18 protein-coding genes and 2 tRNA genes are annotated in these 16,432 nt (G+C 58.7%); 14 read left to right on the top strand and 6 right to left on the bottom strand.

Features of this window, described 5'->3' with window-relative positions; all coding sequences use genetic code 11:
- Nucleotides 1-44 precede the first annotated feature (44 nt).
- Complete coding sequence (locus QC815_RS06110; RefSeq protein WP_309767480.1) at nucleotides 45-1,151, top strand: AI-2E family transporter; 1,107 nt, start codon at nucleotides 45-47, stop codon at nucleotides 1,149-1,151.
- Nucleotides 1,148-1,852, top strand: a complete 705-nt coding sequence (gene hda, locus QC815_RS06105) for a DnaA regulatory inactivator Hda (protein ID WP_230448421.1) — start codon at nucleotides 1,148-1,150, stop codon at nucleotides 1,850-1,852. Before QC815_RS06110 ends, hda begins: the two co-directional genes overlap by 4 nt.
- A gap of 76 nt (nucleotides 1,853-1,928) precedes the next feature.
- On the opposite strand, the gene QC815_RS06100 is transcribed toward hda, so the two are convergent.
- On the bottom strand, nucleotides 1,929-2,303 hold the full coding sequence (locus QC815_RS06100) for a phasin family protein (RefSeq protein ID WP_230448422.1): 375 nt from the start codon (nucleotides 2,301-2,303) through the stop codon (nucleotides 1,929-1,931).
- 312 nt (nucleotides 2,304-2,615) lie between these two features.
- Here QC815_RS06100 and QC815_RS06095 point away from each other — a divergent pair, with 312 nt between their 5' ends.
- Nucleotides 2,616-3,998 carry a class II fumarate hydratase gene (locus QC815_RS06095; protein WP_309767477.1) on the top strand — a complete coding sequence of 461 codons (1,383 nt, stop codon included), beginning with the start codon at nucleotides 2,616-2,618 and terminating at the stop codon, nucleotides 3,996-3,998.
- Here the strand turns inward: QC815_RS06095 and QC815_RS06090 are convergent.
- Entirely contained in the window at nucleotides 3,995-5,062 is a 1,068-nt protein-coding gene (locus tag QC815_RS06090) for an endonuclease/exonuclease/phosphatase family protein (protein WP_309767476.1), read from the bottom strand. The two genes, QC815_RS06095 and QC815_RS06090, sit on opposite strands and share 4 nt — an antisense overlap.
- A 186-nt stretch (nucleotides 5,063-5,248) precedes the next feature.
- On the opposite strand from QC815_RS06090, the gene QC815_RS06085 reads away from it, so the two are divergent.
- Nucleotides 5,249-5,325, top strand: a tRNA-Val gene (locus QC815_RS06085).
- Nucleotides 5,326-5,366: 41 nt separating this feature from the next.
- Nucleotides 5,367-5,443: transfer RNA gene (locus QC815_RS06080), tRNA-Val, on the top strand.
- A 71-nt stretch (nucleotides 5,444-5,514) separates the two neighbouring features.
- On the opposite strand, the gene QC815_RS06075 is transcribed toward QC815_RS06080, so the two are convergent.
- The 4 genes from QC815_RS06075 to QC815_RS06060 form a co-directional block, all read right to left on the bottom strand.
- On the bottom strand, nucleotides 5,515-5,994 hold the full coding sequence (locus QC815_RS06075) for a GAF domain-containing protein (protein WP_230448425.1): 480 nt from the start codon (nucleotides 5,992-5,994) through the stop codon (nucleotides 5,515-5,517).
- 89 nt (nucleotides 5,995-6,083) lie between these two features.
- The gene (locus QC815_RS06070; RefSeq protein ID WP_309767473.1) at nucleotides 6,084-6,869 is read right to left on the bottom strand and encodes a MetQ/NlpA family ABC transporter substrate-binding protein; all 786 of its coding nucleotides are present in this window, start codon (nucleotides 6,867-6,869) and stop codon (nucleotides 6,084-6,086) included.
- Between the two features lie 93 nt (nucleotides 6,870-6,962).
- Nucleotides 6,963-7,616, bottom strand: a complete 654-nt coding sequence (locus QC815_RS06065) for a methionine ABC transporter permease (protein ID WP_309767471.1) — start codon at nucleotides 7,614-7,616, stop codon at nucleotides 6,963-6,965.
- Nucleotides 7,597-8,640: a methionine ABC transporter ATP-binding protein gene (locus QC815_RS06060; RefSeq protein ID WP_309767469.1), complete on the bottom strand. Its 1,044-nt coding sequence runs from the start codon at nucleotides 8,638-8,640 to the stop codon at nucleotides 7,597-7,599. The genes QC815_RS06065 and QC815_RS06060 overlap by 20 nt, the downstream gene beginning before the upstream one ends.
- A gap of 435 nt (nucleotides 8,641-9,075) precedes the next feature.
- Between QC815_RS06060 and QC815_RS06055 the strand changes: the two genes are divergently transcribed.
- From QC815_RS06055 to moaC, 9 genes are all read left to right on the top strand, one after another.
- Nucleotides 9,076-9,705 carry a riboflavin synthase subunit alpha gene (locus QC815_RS06055; protein ID WP_230448427.1) on the top strand — a complete coding sequence of 210 codons (630 nt, stop codon included), beginning with the start codon at nucleotides 9,076-9,078 and terminating at the stop codon, nucleotides 9,703-9,705.
- 217 nt (nucleotides 9,706-9,922) lie between these two features.
- The gene (locus tag QC815_RS06050; protein ID WP_309767467.1) at nucleotides 9,923-11,221 is read left to right on the top strand and encodes an NCS2 family permease; all 1,299 of its coding nucleotides are present in this window, start codon (nucleotides 9,923-9,925) and stop codon (nucleotides 11,219-11,221) included.
- A 30-nt stretch (nucleotides 11,222-11,251) separates the two neighbouring features.
- Nucleotides 11,252-11,797: an adenine phosphoribosyltransferase gene (locus QC815_RS06045; protein ID WP_230448429.1), complete on the top strand. Its 546-nt coding sequence runs from the start codon at nucleotides 11,252-11,254 to the stop codon at nucleotides 11,795-11,797.
- A gap of 7 nt (nucleotides 11,798-11,804) precedes the next feature.
- Nucleotides 11,805-12,284: a xanthine phosphoribosyltransferase gene (gene gpt / locus QC815_RS06040; protein ID WP_230448430.1), complete on the top strand. Its 480-nt coding sequence runs from the start codon at nucleotides 11,805-11,807 to the stop codon at nucleotides 12,282-12,284.
- A 2-nt stretch (nucleotides 12,285-12,286) separates the two neighbouring features.
- Nucleotides 12,287-12,970, top strand: coding sequence for a uracil-DNA glycosylase (gene ung / locus QC815_RS06035; protein ID WP_230448431.1), 684 nt, complete (start codon nucleotides 12,287-12,289; stop codon nucleotides 12,968-12,970).
- Nucleotides 12,971-13,061: 91 nt separating this feature from the next.
- Nucleotides 13,062-13,691 (top strand): uracil phosphoribosyltransferase, encoded by a 630-nt coding sequence (gene upp, locus QC815_RS06030; RefSeq protein WP_230448432.1) that lies wholly within the window; start codon nucleotides 13,062-13,064, stop codon nucleotides 13,689-13,691.
- Between the two features lie 91 nt (nucleotides 13,692-13,782).
- On the top strand, nucleotides 13,783-15,030 hold the full coding sequence (locus QC815_RS06025) for a uracil-xanthine permease family protein (protein ID WP_309767464.1): 1,248 nt from the start codon (nucleotides 13,783-13,785) through the stop codon (nucleotides 15,028-15,030).
- Between the two features lie 27 nt (nucleotides 15,031-15,057).
- Nucleotides 15,058-15,621: a molybdopterin-guanine dinucleotide biosynthesis protein B gene (mobB, locus tag QC815_RS06020; protein WP_230448434.1), complete on the top strand. Its 564-nt coding sequence runs from the start codon at nucleotides 15,058-15,060 to the stop codon at nucleotides 15,619-15,621.
- Nucleotides 15,622-15,625: 4 nt separating this feature from the next.
- Entirely contained in the window at nucleotides 15,626-16,432 is an 807-nt protein-coding gene (gene moaC, locus QC815_RS06015) for a cyclic pyranopterin monophosphate synthase MoaC (RefSeq protein WP_309767461.1), read from the top strand.

The raw sequence follows: 16,432 nt of genomic DNA, 5'->3' as shown, positions 1-16,432 counted from the left end.
CCGGCATAGTAGATGGTTAAAAACGAGGCCGTTCAAGGAGCGATATGCGCAATTCATGGTGGGGTATCCTGCTGTTGGCCGCAGTGGTCGGGCTGGTTTACGTGCTCAACGCGGTATTGATGCCGTTTATTGCCGGCGTGATCCTGGCCTACCTGGCTGACCCGCTGGCCAATCAGTTCCAGCGCTGGGGGATGAACCGTCCCGTCGCCGTCAGCAGCGTTTTCTGCGTGCTGCTGGTGGTGCTCGTGGTCAGCCTGCTGATCTTGATTCCACTGGTCATCCAGCAGACAAAACAGCTGGGTGAAGCCGTGCCGGGCATTTTTGCCTGGGGGGAAAACACCCTGGCCCCGAAGGTGTTCGAGTGGACCGGCTATGATCTACGCGCTGAACTGGTCAACGTGCGTGAGACGCTGGTCGAAAACTGGCGAGATGCCGGTGGTTATGTGGCCCAGGCGTTGGGTCAGATCGGCCGCTCGGGGATGGCCTTTGTGTCGTGGATTACCTATGTCGCGCTGATTCCCGTGGTCACGTTCTACCTGCTGCTGGACTGGAATCGCCTTATCACCAATATCGGCAACCTGATTCCTCGCCAGTGGGCGGACGATGTGGGTCGCCTGGTACGGCGCTGCGATGAAGTGCTGGCCTCATTTCTGCGCGGGCAACTGCTGGTCATGCTGTGCCTAGGTATTATCTATGCGGGCGGGTTGACCCTGCTGGGACTCGATTTTGGCCTGTTGATCGGCGTGGTATCGGGTCTGGTCAGTATCGTGCCGTTTCTTGGTTTCATCCTGGGGTTGTGCATTGCGCTGATTGTCGCGCTTTTTCAGTTTGGCACCTGGTGGGGGCTGCTGGGCGTTGTGGCCGTTTTCGCGATTGGGCAGGTGGCGGAAAGCGTGGTGCTCCAGCCGAAACTGTTAGGCGACAAGATAGGGCTCCACCCGGTGGCCGTGATTTTCGCGGTGCTCGCCGGGGGGAATCTGTTCGGCCTGACGGGGGTGTTGCTTGCCTTGCCCGCAGCGGCCATCATCATGGTGCTGCTGCGCGAAGCCAAGGATCGTTACAAGAGCAGCGATCTGTACAATGCCGAGCATGAACACGATCACCCGAACGAAGAGGTACCCGCGATCGGTGATAATAGGGAGTCTTCATGAGCCAGGTGCCGGCGCAGCTACCCCTTGGGGTAGGCCTGCGCGACGACGCGACGTTTCATAACTATTACCCTGGAGAAGCGAACGCGGCCATGCTGAATCGCCTTCAGCAGCAGTGGACGCAAACCGGTGAGGACTTCATCTATCTGTGGGGGCCGCCCGGCTCCGGGCGTAGTCATTTGCTCCAGGCTGCCTGTCACGCCGCGACTGATCGCGATAAGCGGGCGCTCTACCTGCCGCTGGCCGAGCTGGGACACTTTCCACCGCTGATGCTGGAAGATATCGAGCGGCTCGACGTCGTCTGCATTGATGACCTCGAACAGGTGATCGGCCGCAAGCGTTGGGAGGAGGCGCTGTTCCACGCCTTTAATCGACTGCGGGATGCGGGCAAGCACTTGGTGATTGCGGCAAATGCACCACCCCGTCAGCTGGATGTGGCGCTGCCCGACCTGGCGTCTCGGCTGAGCTGGGGCACCACCTTTCACCTGCATCCGCTGGACGATGATGATCGGCTGGCGGCACTCAAGCTGCGCGCCAACGCGCGAGGCCTGCAGCTGCCCGACGATGTGGGTCGCTATATTCTTCACCGCGGCCCGCGCGAGCTCGGCGCGCTTTGCCGGGCGCTGGAAACCCTGGATCAGGCATCGCTGTCCGCCAAGCGCAAACTGACCATCCCGTTCGTGAAATCTGCCCTGAACTGGTAATAAAAAAGCCACCAGCGTTGGACTGGTGGCCTTTAGGTCATGCCTGCGCGCTGAGCGTGACGCTCAGCCGTTACATTTAAGCTGTTTTACCCATCTTGCTGGCAACGGTTTGTGCCTGCTTGATGTTGTCTTCGGTAATCTTCTGGCTTTTCTGAACGAAGTCCTGCTGCAGCGAAACAACGTTGTCAGCATCGCTCTTCAGGCGCTCGGCCACTTCTTTGGCGACTTTCTGCTGGCCTTCCATGTAGCTGCGCAGCTCTTCGGCGTCTTTGACGCTCATCAGCTTGCGTGCCTGTTCGATGCTGGTATCAACGTAGGCTTTTTGCGCGTCAAGCTGGGCGTTGAACATTTTTTCCGTCATGTCGACGCTCAGCGCAGCGTAAGCGCGTGCAGGGGCCATGAAGAAATTATCGAACTGCTGTGTCCACTCGTTGGTGTTGAAAGTACTCATGATGAATGCTCCTGATTAGCGTTGCTAATATGTCGTGATACAAAAAGTGAGGGCCAAGCGTCCCGGTGATTTGCATCGACATCGACGCTTTTCCTCATCTACTGCGATGCAGCATAGCAGGCGGATTTGTGCAGTGCAACAAGCGAGTGAAAGCAATCCGTTAGCTGGCTTGAGTTTTACTCTGGGCGCACTAGCCTGATAAGGGGCTGCCGACCGCTTAGCAGTGCGCGCGCGGTTAGTCGCGCCGATTGGCTATCAATGGCCAACCATCCCCATTCGTGAATTACCTACGCTGTCTATAAGGAGATCACCATGAATACGCGCCGTGAACGCGACAGTATGGGGGAGCTGGACGTCCCCGCCGAGGCGTTATATGGCGCCCAGACGCAGCGCGCGGTGAATAACTTTCCCGTGTCGCATAGCGCGATGCCGGTAGCGTTTATCCATGCGATTGCGCGGATAAAGCATGCAGCGGCACAGGCCAATCTGGCCCTGGGTGAGCTGGATGAAGCGCGAGCCAAAGCCATTCAGCAGGCCGCCGAAGAAGTCATGAACGGCCAGCACGACGCGCATTTTCCGGTTGATGTGTTTCAGACCGGCTCCGGCACGTCGAGCAACATGAACGTCAACGAAGTGATTGCGACGCTTGCGAGCCGAAGCGGCTTTGAGGTATTACCCAACGACCACGTCAATATGGGGCAGTCGAGCAACGATGTGATCCCCACCGCGATCCACGTGTCCGCCGCCTTCGCCGTGCATGAATCGCTCCGCCCCGCATTGGTGCATCTACGTGCGACGATCGATTCGCGGGCCGACGAGTTGTCCCATGTGGTCAAGACCGGCAGGACGCACCTGATGGACGCTATGCCGCTTCGCATGGATCAGGAGTTGGGCGCCTGGTCGAGTCAGCTTGGGCAGGTAATCGAGCGCCTGGACAGCTGCATGACACGGCTGTGTCGCCTGGCGCAGGGCGGCACGGCGGTAGGCACTGGCATCAATGCCCCTGAGGGGTTTGCCGACAGGGTGGCCGCGCAGCTAAGCGAGCAAACGGGATTGTCGTTTACTCCCAACGACAGCTTCTTCGCCAGTATTGCCTCGCAGGATGCCGCCGTTGAGCTGTCGGGTCACCTGAAAGGCCTGGCCTGCACCGTAATGAAAATGGCCAACGACCTGCGTTGGATGAACTCGGGCCCGTTAGCCGGGCTGGGCGAAATCGAGCTTGAGGCGCTGCAGCCGGGCAGTTCGATCATGCCGGGCAAGGTCAACCCGGTAATTCCCGAGTCGGCCGCCCAGGCCGCCGCACAAGTCATCGGACTGGATACGGCCATTACGGTGGCGGGGCAAAGCGGCAATTTTCAGCTCAACGTGATGCTGCCGCTGGTCGCCTACAACCTGTTGACCAGCATCACCCTGATGAGCAATACCACACGGCTGCTGGCAGACCGCGCCATTGCGACGTTCAAGGTGCGCGAGGACAACATCGACGCGCCGCTGGCGCGCAATCCAATCCTGGTCACGGCCCTGAACAGCGTCATTGGCTACAACGCGGCGGCGGCGATCGCCAAAGAGGCCTATCAGACCGGGCGGCCGATTATCGACGTGGCCGAGGAGCACACCGATATGGATCGCAGCACGCTTGAGCGGCTACTTGACCCACGTGCGCTCACCCTTGGGGGTGTGCCCGATAATGACTAGTCCTGCTCTTCGCGCTGCCCCTTGCGGATGGTCTGACGCGCCTCGCTTTGTTCTTCGGCGCTGGCTGTGGGTATCTCATGCTCGTCGCTGCGCGTGGGCCGGTAACACAGGGTTGCCAGTATCGGAAAGTGATCCGAGCCAAAGCCTTGCAGCCGGCTCATGTTGCCGAGCATGAAGTGCTCGCTGACAAAGATATGATCAAGGGGCCAGCGCAGGATAGGGTAGTGGGCGTGGAAGGTGCTGAACATGCCGCGCCCTCGGCGCGGATCGAGCATGCCGCCGATGCGGCAAAAGCGCCGCGTTGTGCGCGACCAGGCAACGTCGTTGAGGTCGCCGGCAACCAGGGTGGGTTCCGGGGTTTTCTGGATTCTTTCGCCGATCCATAGCAGTTCGGCGTCGCGCCACAGTGACTTCTCGCTTTCACCCGGGGCCGGGGGCCGAGGATGCACGGCAAACAGCCGGATCGCCTCGCCCCCGGGCAGCCTGACATGGGTGTGAATGGAGGGAATATCGTCCTGGATCAGCCACTCCACGGAGGTGTCTTCCAGCGGCAGGCGCGAGTAAAGATGCATGCCATAAAGGTTGTCGAGGGGGATTTTGACGCTGTAGGGCCATGTTGCATCCAGCGCAGGGTCGAGCTGATCCTGCCACCACTGGTCGGACTCGAGCGTCAGCAGGATATCGGGCTGATGGGCGCGAACCTGCCTGATCAGATCCGAGGCACGACGGTTGGTCGTCAGCACATTGGCAATGAGCAGCGTGATGTCACGTTGCTCGTCGCGCACCTTGGCCGAGCGCACCTGCTTGGGCCAAAGGCGCGTCCAGGGCAGGATATAGCATGCCTGAATGACGACAGCGGTGACACAGAGTACCAGCGCGATGGTTCGCCACATTGGCGACACGGGCAGTAACAGCGCTGCCAGCAGGCAGGGCGCTGCGGCGCTTGCGATCTGCAGGCGGGGAAACTCAAAGCTGCGTATCCACCACCAGCGCAGTCTGATTCGGGCAATGAACGTTGCAAGCAGCAGGACGGTCGCGATGCTTCCCAGCAATAGGCCGAGCATGGCCGATCTCCTTTCCATTAGGTGCGGCTTCGGTCAGGCGTCATACCAGTGTAGCAGCGGGTTTTACAGGCGGGGGATAGCGCCCAGGCGATCAAAAGGCCGATAGTGATGGAAAATGTTCGGGTAAGTCGATAAATGGCTTGCAATTCAGTGACGGAAACGTAAAATACGCATCCGTTGCTCGGCAGGACCATAGCTCAGTTGGTTAGAGCGCCACGTTGACATCGTGGAGGTCGGCGGTTCAAATCCGCCTGGTCCTACCATCCCCAATGCCGCATGTCGGCGCCGTAGCAACCTTTTTTACAGGACCATAGCTCAGTTGGTTAGAGCGCCACGTTGACATCGTGGAGGTCGGCGGTTCAAATCCGCCTGGTCCTACCAGATCACGCCCCGTTATCACTATGACGGGGCGTTTTTTGTCGTGAGTGTGTGCCAGCTAGCCTACTTGCGAGCTAGTGCTTCCAGTGGGGCAGGTCGGTGTGGCGTTCAAATATGCGCAGTAAACCTTCAATGCCGGTTTGGTCTTCGTGGCTAAAGCGTGCTTCAAGCGGGCTATCGATATCCAGCACGCCCCATAGTTGATCCCCCGTCAAGATGGGGACGACCAGCTCCGAGCGTGAGGCGACATCGCAGGCGATGTGGTCGTCAATGCGATGCACGTCGTCGACTCGCTGGGTGGCGCGCTGCCGTGCGGCTGCGCCGCAGACGCCTTTGCTGAACGGAATGGGATGGCAGGCGGGCTTGCCCTGAAAGGGCCCCAGCGCAAGCGTCTCGGGCGTGCGCTGCAGGTAAAAGCCTACCCAGTTCAAGTGGGGGATCGCCTGCATGATAAACGCACAGGTTTGTGCGCTGTTGGTCAGCCAGTCGCGGTCATCCAGCAGTGCCTCCAACTGACGCTCCAGCCGCGCGTAGTTCACGGTATCCAGTGACATATCGTCTCCGCACCTATTTTCTTAGGTCATAAATGCCCTGGGCCGACAATTGTCGGCCCAGGGCGTGATGGCGATTTGGTGTCGGCGGATTATTTCCAGCCGGGTATCGCCGCGCCATCGAAGAGTTCTTCGGCTTTTTCGATTACTTCTTCGCTCTGGTAGGCGTCTACCAGCTGCTGGATCTCTTCGCGGTCTTCATCGCCGCCTCTGACCGCGATCAGGTTGACGTAGGGCGATTCAGGGCCCTCCTTGATCAAGGCATCGTCGAGGCTTAGTCCGGCAGGCTGTGCGAAGGTGTTGTTGATGAAGGCCATGTCCACATCCGGCAATACGCGCGGCAGCTGGGCGGCTTCGATCTCGCGGAAGCGATAGTCGTTGGGGTTTTCCGCGATGTCGATGGGCGTGGCTTCAAGGTTTTCGGGGTCGTTGAGCGTGATGAGCCCTTCGTTGTGCATCAGGATCAGCGCGCGCCCTTCATTGGATGGGTCGTTGGGCAGCGCAATCTGGGCGCCTTCGGGCAGCTCGTCAATGCTGTCGTACTTCTCGGAGTAGGCGCCGATGGGGTAAACGAAAGTGTAGCCTGCAATGGCGAAGTCGTAGCCACGATCGTTGACCATCGACTGCATGTAGGGCTCGTGCTGGTAGGCGTTGGCATCGAGGCTGCCGTCAGCCAGCGCCGCATTGGGCGTTACGTAGTCAGTGAATTCGATAATTTCGACGTCAAGGTTGTACTCTTCCTTGGCAATTCGGGCAGCGACTTCCATGACTTCGGTTTCAGGGCCGGCAACGGTACCCATCTTGATGCTGGCGGCTTGAGCGCTGGCGCTAACGGCCAGTGCGAGTGCGGTAATGGTGCCGAGGGCTAATGTCTTCATGGCAACTCCTGTCGAGTGTCAGTTTTGATGAATGGTGATAATAAGGATAATTTTAATGCTTTTTCGTTATATGTCCACTGGAAAGCAATGCGGTTATTTGCGGTCGGTTTTGCGCACCAGGTAATCCCCCAGGCTCTGGAAGCCCTGTACCATGACAACGAGTACCACTACGGTGATCAGCATGATGGTTGGGTTGAATCGGTTGTAGCCATAGCGGATACCCAGATCACCGAGTCCGCCGCCGCCAACAGCGCCTGCCATGGCGGAGTAGCTGACCAGCGTTACCAGCGTAATGGTAAGGCTGGTAATAATGCCGCCCCGCGCTTCGGGGATAAGCACCTTGGTGATGATCTGCCAGGGGGTTGCGCCCATGGCCTGGGCAGCCTCGATCAAGCCCGGTGAGAGCTCATTGAGGGCGCCTTCGATCAGCCGGGCGACGAAGGGAATCGCGGCAATGGTCAGCGGCACTGAAGCCGCATTGATGCCGATGGATGTGCCCACCAGCATCCGCGTAAACGGAATAATCGCCACCATCAAGATAATAAACGGAATGGAGCGACCAACGTTGGTTACAATGCCCAGGGCGTGGTTCAGTAATGGCTTGGCCAGAATCTGTCTGGGGCGTGTGACATAGAGCATCACGCCCAGCGGTAGCCCGAGTAATGTCGAGATCAATCCTGATATGCCGACCATGTAGAGGGTATCGAGCGTTGCCTGAATAATAAGCTCAATCATTGCGCTTGACATAGCCTAATACCTCTACCTGTAATTGATGGTCTGCCAAGTAGTCCATGGCGGCTTGCGTCTGCTCAGACGTGCCCAGCAGTTCGGCAATCATCAAGCCAAGCGTTCTTTCCTGAATCGATTCCACCTTGGCCTGCAGAATGCTCACATCGACGCCGCAATCCCGTGCCAGGCGGGAAATAAGCGGCGTGGATACCGCATCTCCTGAGAAAGTAAGCCGCACGACCGGGTGCGCGTTGGTGTCGGGGTTGTCGCTGAGGCGTTCGAGCAGCTCCTTGGGAGGGGACAGTTGCAGAAAATCGTTGAGAAAATTGCGCCCCAATTGGGTTCGAGGTGCGGTAAAGAAATCGCCTACTACGGCGTCCTCAACCAGCTCGCCATTGGATATCAGGCCGACACGATGGCAGATCGATTTAACCACTTCCATTTCATGGGTAATCAATAAAATGGTGATGCCGAGCTTATGGTTGATATCGCGCAGCAGTTCCAGGATTGAGCTGGTCGTCTGCGGGTCCAGTGCGGAAGTGGCCTCATCGCAGAGCAGGACGCGAGGGTTGCTGGCCAGGGCGCGGGCAATCGCCACGCGCTGCTTCTGGCCGCCGGACAGCTGGGCCGGAAATTGATCCGCCTTGTCGGACAGGCCGACCATTTCAAGCAGTGGGCTCACGCGATCACGAATATCTCGCCTGGGTTGGCCCATCAATTCCAGCGGCAGCGCAACGTTATCGAACACGCTGCGGGTGGTAAGCAGGTTGAAGTGCTGGAAGATCATGCCGATCCGGTGGCGTGCCTGGTTCAGCGCCGTGTTGCTCAATCGTGTGATCTCTTGTCCATCGACGGTCACCGTGCCCTGTGTGGGTCGCTCAAGCAGGTTGACGCAGCGAATGAGCGTCGACTTGCCCGCGCCGGACAGGCCGATAACACCGTGAATGGCCCCTTTGGGGATCGCCAGATTCACGCCCTTGAGGGCGTGAACGGCGTCGCGGCCGGTGCCGTAAGTTTTGCTGACATTATTCAGTTCGATCATGGCGTCTGCCTTTTCTATAGGCCGAAGACGAAGGTGAGCGCGCAAGCGTAGGGGAGGGAACAAAAAAAGGCCACCCTTTCGGGCGGCCATCAACGCTGGACACACCCTTTTAGCTGCACTTCACCAAGCATTCACTCGGCGGACGCCCGCAATCTGGGTACAAATCGGCGCCTTTACATTTGCGGCGGAAGTCTAGAGAGCTAGCCAAGCGATGTCAAACCAAAAGAATAACATCTTATGTTGTTGTTCAATTTAATAATTTTTTTAACTGATTTTTGTTTCTTTAAAAGTGTTAATTTCTCTTTTCTGTAGGCCTGGGTTTTCTGCAGGCATGAATACTGAGTTACGTTGATTGATCGCGCATGCCTTTGGGGTGCACAAATAGGTTTGTGCAGTAGTAAGCTTGCGCACGGATCAAATTAGAGCGAGGGCGCTATGTTTACTGGCATCGTGCAAGGCAAGGTTGAAGTCGTAGAAGTGCATGAGCTTGATAAGTTTCGTACGCATGTTGTGCAAATGCCCGATGCATTGCGCGAGGGATTGGCGACCGGCGCTTCGGTGGCGCACAACGGCGTGTGTTTGACGGTCACGGATATTTCAGGTGATCGGGTGAGCTTCGATTTGATGCGTGAAACGCTCCGGCTGACCAATCTTGGTGCAGTCGAGGTCGGGCAGTGCGTCAATATCGAGCGAGCGGCACGCTTTGGCGATGAAATTGGCGGGCATTCGATGTCGGGCCATGTGATTTGTATGGCGGAGGTGGTGGCGATTGACGAAGCCCCCAACAACCGTCGGTTATGGTTTGCGTTACCGGCCGCCATGGGGCGCTTTGTTTTCGAGAAGGGCTACATCGGCGTTGACGGGATAAGCCTGACGATTGGCGACGTGCGGCCTGCGGGGCAGGGCGAGGGCATCGAGTTCAGCGTCAACCTCATCCCCGAAACGCTGAATCGCACCACGCTTGGCGAGCGGTTGCCTGGTGATCAGGTCAATATTGAAATCGACCCGCAAACTCAAGTGATCGTCGAGACGGTGGAGCGCGTGCTGGCCAGTCAAGGGCGCTGATACCTGCTGCGTGTCTTTGCGGGCACGTCGGTCTGACCGATTGGTTAAAAAGTGGCCTGAAGTTTGCTTATGCTAAGCGACGAAAGTAACAGGCGGGCATCAGCCCGCGATCGACGGCTGCACAAGGTATCGCATCGGGCGTTACCTTTCGGTAGTATGTGCGGCTTTTCGCGCTGCGAGGGCGCATCGGGCGTTTACGCGAAGGATAAAAATACCTATGAATTTTCTGGATAAGCACTTCGGGCTCACCGAGCACAAGACCAGCGTCAAGACAGAGGTCATCGCCGGGATTACCACCTTTCTGACGATGGCCTACATCATTTTCGTCAATCCCAGTATCCTTTCTGAGGCCGGGATGGACTATGGTGCGGTCTTTGTCGCCACCTGCGTGGCCGCCGCTATCGGCTGTCTCATCATGGGGCTGTGGGCGAATTATCCCATCGCCCAGGCACCCGGTATGGGGCTCAATGCGTTCTTCACCTACGGCGTTGTCCTGGGAATGGGCTACACCTGGGAGGCGGCGCTGGGGGCTGTGTTCTTCTCGGGGCTGTGTTTCTTCCTGCTGAGTGTTTTCAAGATCCGTGAGTGGATCATTAATTCCATCCCGCTGTCGTTGCGGTTGGGTATTGCCGCCGGTATCGGCCTGTTTCTGGCCATGATTGCCATGAAAAACGCCGGCATCGTCGTCGCCAATGACGCGACCTTCGTCGCCCTCGGGAATCTTTCCGAGCCGGCGGCGCTGTACGCGCTGTTGGGCTTTTTCGTGATTACCGCGCTGTCGTATTTGAACGTCACCGGCGCGGTGATGATCGGCATTCTTGGCATTACCATCGCGTCCACGCTGCTGGGTCATAACGAATACGGCGGCTTGATGTCCATGCCGCCCTCGATCGCGCCGACCTTCATGGCGATGGATCTCATGGGTGCGCTCGATGTTGCCATGCTGAGCGTGATTTTCGCCTTCTTGTTTGTTGACCTGTTCGACACCTCAGGCACCCTGGTGGGGGTGGCGCATCGGGGCAAGCTGCTCGATAAGGACGGTAAGCTGCCGCGTCTGGGCCGGGCCATGATGGCCGACAGCACGGCGTCAATGGCCGGTGCCGCCCTGGGTACCTCCACCACGACCAGCTATATCGAGTCGACGGCGGGCATTGCCTCGGGGGGGCGTACGGGGCTGACTGCGGTCGTTGTTGCGGTGCTCTTCCTGATCAGCCTGTTCTTTGCGCCGTTGGCGGGTTCCATTCCCGCCTTTGCCACCGCCGGTGCCTTGCTCTACGTGGCCGTTTTGATGGCCGGTAGCCTGGCCCATGCCAACTGGGAAGACCCGACCGACGCCGCGCCGGTATTGATTGCCGCCCTGGCGATGCCGCTGACCTTCTCGATTGCCGAGGGCATTGCCCTGGGGTTCATCAGCTATGCCGCTATCAAGACCCTGTCGGGTCGTTTCAAGGACCTTAACCCGGCAGTGATTATCCTGGCGCTGCTGTTTGCAGTGAAATTCCTATTCCTAGACTAACGTGGTTTTATTAACCCAATGAGAGACGCGATGAGCATCTACGGCGATTACATCAAGTCCGTGATACGCACAGTGCCTGACTGGCCGGAAGAGGGGGTCAATTTTCGCGACATTACCCCGCTGCTGCAGAATAGCGCGGCATTTCGCAAGCTGATCGACAGCTTTGTGCACCGCTACCAGGAAATGAACCTGGATGCCATCGCGTCCATCGACGCGCGTGGGTTTATTATTGGCGCGCCCTTGGCCTACGAGCTTGGCTGCAGCTTTGTACCGGTGCGTAAAAAGGGTAAGTTGCCGTTCAAGACCATCAGTGAAACCTATACGCTTGAGTATGGCCATTCTGAGGTCGAGCTTCACTCGGACGCTTTTCAGAAAGACGACCGTATACTGCTGATGGATGACCTGATTGCGACCGGCGGCACCATGCTGGCCGCAGCCAATCTTATCCAGCGTAGCGGTGGGCATGTCGTCGAGACGGCCACTATTATTGACCTGCCCGAACTGGGCGGTTCGCAGAAGATTCGCGATGCGGGTTACAGCGTCTTCGCGGTGTGTTCATTTAACGAAGACGAATAGGCAGCCTATGAGTACCGAGCGCTATCACCAGCATTTTACTGTCTCATGGGATCAGCTCCATCGTGATGTCCGCCAGCTTTGCCACCAGCTGGTCGAGCGTGACTTCAAGGGCATCGTGGCGATTACCCGAGGGGGATTGATTCCGGCTGCCTTGATTGCCCGTGAGCTCAACGTGCGGCTGATCGATACCGTGTGCATCAAGAGCTATGACCACATGGATCAGGGCGGGCTGGACGTTTTGAAAGGTGTGGATCACGACGGCGACGGCTGGCTGCTGGTCGATGATCTGGTTGATACCGGCAAAACGGCGCGTGCAGTGCGCGAAATGCTGCCCAAGGCGCATTTCGTGACCATTTATGCCAAGCCCGAAGGGCGCCCGCTGGTCGATCAGTACTTAACCGAAGTGGCCCAGCACTGCTGGATTCAGTTTCCCTGGGACATGGGCGTTGCCTATGTCGAACCGCTGGTTAATCAAGTGAAGAAATAACCATGCCGACCCCGCTTCCCGATGACTGGAACCGCTGGCTGGGGGGTGAGTTTCAGGCCGACTACATGCTGGCGCTGAAACGCTTTTTGGCGGATGAAAAAGCCGCCAAGAAAACCATCTATCCCCATTCATCGCAGTGGTTTCGCGCCTTCGAGCTGACGCCGCTCAGTGACGTCAAGGTCGTGATCCTTGGGCAGGACCCTTATCACGGCCCCCGCCAGGCACACGGGCTCTGCTTTTCAGTACAGGCGGGAGTGGCGGTGCCGCCTTCGCTGGTCAATATCTACAAGGAATTGGCCAGTGATGTGGGGGCGGAGCCGGTCAAGCACGGGCATCTGGAAGCCTGGGCGAAGCAAGGCGTCCTGTTGCTCAACACCTCGTTGACAGTGGAGAAAGGCAACGCGGCCTCCCACCGCGGCAAAGGCTGGGAGCCGTTTACCGACCGCGCCATCCAGACGGTCAGCGAGCATGCGCTACCCAGCGTATTCTTGCTGTGGGGCAGTCATGCACGGCAGAAAAAGTCGTTGATTGATACGCGCCGCCACCTGGTGCTTGAGGCGCCACACCCCTCGCCACTATCGGCCCATCGAGGCTTTTTTGGCACGCGCCATTTTTCAAAGGCCAATCGTTTTCTGGTCGAGCAGGGCCGCACGCCCATTGAGTGGCAATTGCCCGCCACCCCTTAACCTGGTGGCGGCTTACGGGTAGAATACGCTCCAATTTTGTATGTCTGCGATCACCCGCATTGCCCACAATCCCCTGTAGTGAGGACGTCCCATGAGTGTCTATGCCATTAACCATCCGCTTGTTCAGCATAAACTGGGACTGATGCGTGAAGTCGATCTGAGCACCAAGAGCTTTCGTGAGCTGGCCGGCGAAGTGGCCAAGCTGTTGACCTACGAAGCCACCAAAGGGCTCGAACTCGAAGATCACACTATTGAAGGATGGAATGGCGAGCCGATTGCCACGCAGCGACTGAAAGGCAAGAAAGTCACCGTCGTGCCGATCCTTCGCGCCGGCCTGGGTATGCTCGAGGGCGTTACCGACCTGATTCCCAGCGCGCGGGTCAGCGTGGTGGGGCTGTACCGTGATGAAGAAACGCTTCAGCCGGTGCCGTATTTCGCCAAGTTTGCCAATGACATCGAAGAGCGCATGGCGATTGTCATCGATCCCATGCTGGCGACCGGCGGCTCCATGGTCGCGACGCTTGACATGCTGCGCGAGCGTGGCTGCGAACATATGAAGGTGATCGTACTGGTGGCCGCCCCTGAAGGTATCAAGCGGGTTCAGGAAGCGTATCCGGATATCGAGATCTACACGGCGTCAGTGGATGAGCGACTCGACGAGAACGGCTATATCGTCCCGGGCTTGGGCGATGCCGGCGACAAGATCTTCGGCACACGATAAGCCTTGCAGACCCATCAGCCCCTGGCGTTTCGCGTTAGGGGCATTTTTTTGCCCAGCCATTAACCTCCAATGATTTGATAGGAGTCGCATGATGCACGATGCGTCCAGCCAGGCTGAATCCTGGCCGAGAGTCTTGCTCACCGGTGCCCAGATGCTGTTTGTCGCCTTTGGCGCCCTGGTGCTGGTGCCCCTGTTGACGGGTCTTGACCCAAGCGTTGCATTATTTACTGCCGGGGTGGGCACGCTGGTGTTCCACACGGTGACCCGATTGACGGTTCCCGTCTTTCTGGCGTCGTCGTTTGCCTTCATTGCGCCGATTCAGGGATCGATCGCCAACTTTGGCGTATCGGCTACGCTCGGCGGGCTGATGGTGGCGGGGCTGGTATACGTGGCGATTTCCATGGCGGTGCGCCTCAAAGGCACCGGCTGGCTGCATCGTCTGCTGCCGCCGGTGGTGGTGGGGCCGGTGATCATGGTGATCGGGCTGGCCCTGGCCCCGGTAGCGGTCGAGATGGCGACCGGTGAAACCAGCGATCACATTGGCTACGGTTCCGCGCTGTTCCTGTCCATGGCGAGCCTGTTGGTAACCCTGATACTGGCCGTCTTCGGGCGCGGACTGCTGCGCCTGATCCCCATCATGGGCGGGATCATCGTGGGCTATTGCCTGGCCTTGCTGATGGGGCTTGTCGACTTCACGCCCGTTCAGGACGCCGACTGGCTGGCGCTGCCGGCGTTTACCGCGCCCACTTTCCACTGGGCGGCGGTTCTGTTTATGATTCCTGTCGCCATTGCGCCGGCGGTGGAGCATATTGGGGACATGGTGGCGATCGGCTCGGTCACCCGCCGCAATTACCTTGAAAAGCCCGGGCTGCACCGCACCTTGCTGGGCGATGGTCTGGCGACCACGGTGGCCGCGCTGTTCGGTGGCCCGCCGAATACGACCTACTCGGAAGTGACCGGGGCGGTGACGCTGACTCGGGCTTTCAATCCCCGCTATATGGTAGTGGCGGCGGTGCTTGCGATTTCACTGGCCTTTATTGCCAAGCTGGGTGCGCTGCTGCAAACCATTCCGGGTCCCGTCATGGGCGGCATCATGACGCTGCTGTTTGGTTCCATCGCGGTGGTGGGGATGAACACGCTGGTGCGGGCAGGGCATTCGTTAACCGCACCGCGTAACCTGGTCGTGGTGTCGTTGATTCTCGTGTTTGGTATCGGCGGTATGCAGGTTGGCGGTGGTCAATTTACCTTGCAGGGCGTTAGTCTGGCAGCGTTGGTCGGCATTGTTTTGAATTGGCTGCTGCCCGCCGAGCAGGAAGACGACGTCGCGGATGCTCACTAAACCGCATTTATACGGAGCCGAGCGCTTATGCAGTTAGCCACATCGCTACCCTTTCCGGTGTTGGGCATTGCGGCCTGGAGCGGGACGGGGAAAACGACCCTTCTTGAGCAGCTGTTGCCACGCCTGGGCGATGAGGGCGTCAAGGTGGCGGTGATCAAGCATGCCCACCACCGTTTTGACGTCGACCAGCCGGGCAAAGACAGCTACAAGCTCCGCCACGCCGGCGCGGCGCCGGTACTGGTGGCCTCGCGTCACCGTCTCGCGCTGATGCAGGAAACCCCGGGAGAGGACGAGCCTGATCTCAACCAGCTGCTATCGATGATGGCGGTGCATGCGCCTGACCTGGTGCTGGTGGAAGGGTTTAAAGCATGGCCTTTACCCAAGCTGGTGCTTTATCGTCAGGGTATCGGGGAGGTGGATATTCTTAGCGGTTCGCACGTTGAGGCTGTCGCGCTTGATGGCGATTGCCCCGTGATACTACCCGCCTCGACGACGCAACTGGCACTTAACGATACGGACGCCATTGCACGCTGGGTGATCGAGTGGATGGCGAGCCAAAGGCTCAACGATGTTTCACGCAATGACAGGTGACACCATGCAGTTAACGCATCTCAATAGCCGCGGCGAAGCCCGTATGGTCGACGTTGCGGACAAACAGGAAACTCGCCGTGAAGCCGTGGCCTCCGGGCGCATTGTGATGCAGCCCGCTACCCTTTCGCAGTTAAGCGAGGGCTCCCTGCCCAAGGGCGATGTGCTGGCCACGGCCCGCATCGCCGGCATTCAGGCGGCAAAACGCACCCACGAGCTGATCCCGCTTTGCCACTCGCTGGCGCTGTCGAAAGTGTCCATCGAGTTTGATGTAGATCCGGTGGAAAGCTGTGTGCATGTGACGGCAAGCTGCCGCTTGAATGGACGTACCGGCGTGGAGATGGAAGCGCTGACCGCTGTCTCTGTTGCCTGCCTGACGCTTTACGACATGTGCAAGGCCGTCGACAAGTCCATGCGCATAGACGCCGTACAGCTCGACAGCAAGCGTGGCGGGCAGCGTGGGGAGTACCAGCGTGAGGCCGCGCCGGAAGCGGCCGCCCCGATTGTGACCGGCCAGGGCGCCGCAGGCGAGGTCAGCCTGGGTGAGCGCTGTCATTCTCCCTGTGTGCTGGTCAAGTTCCTGGCGGAGCTACGCGAGCAACTGGGTGAAAACGAGCGCGTCGTGACCTTTGACCAGCTGCCCAGCCGGGATATTGCCGGACTGAAGGCGGCACTGGTAGCCCAGGACGAGCGCTTTCAGCAACTCCAGGACAAGCGTACGCTGTGCGCCATCAACCAGGTAATGGCCAACGATGCCGCCTTCATTACCGATGACGATGAAGTGGCTTTTTTCCCGCCGGTCACAGGGGGCTAG

The organism is Vreelandella gomseomensis, assembly GCF_031451645.1.
GTDB lineage: Bacteria > Pseudomonadota > Gammaproteobacteria > Pseudomonadales > Halomonadaceae > Vreelandella > Vreelandella gomseomensis.
This window is presented reverse-complemented; position numbering and strand designations above follow the sequence as displayed.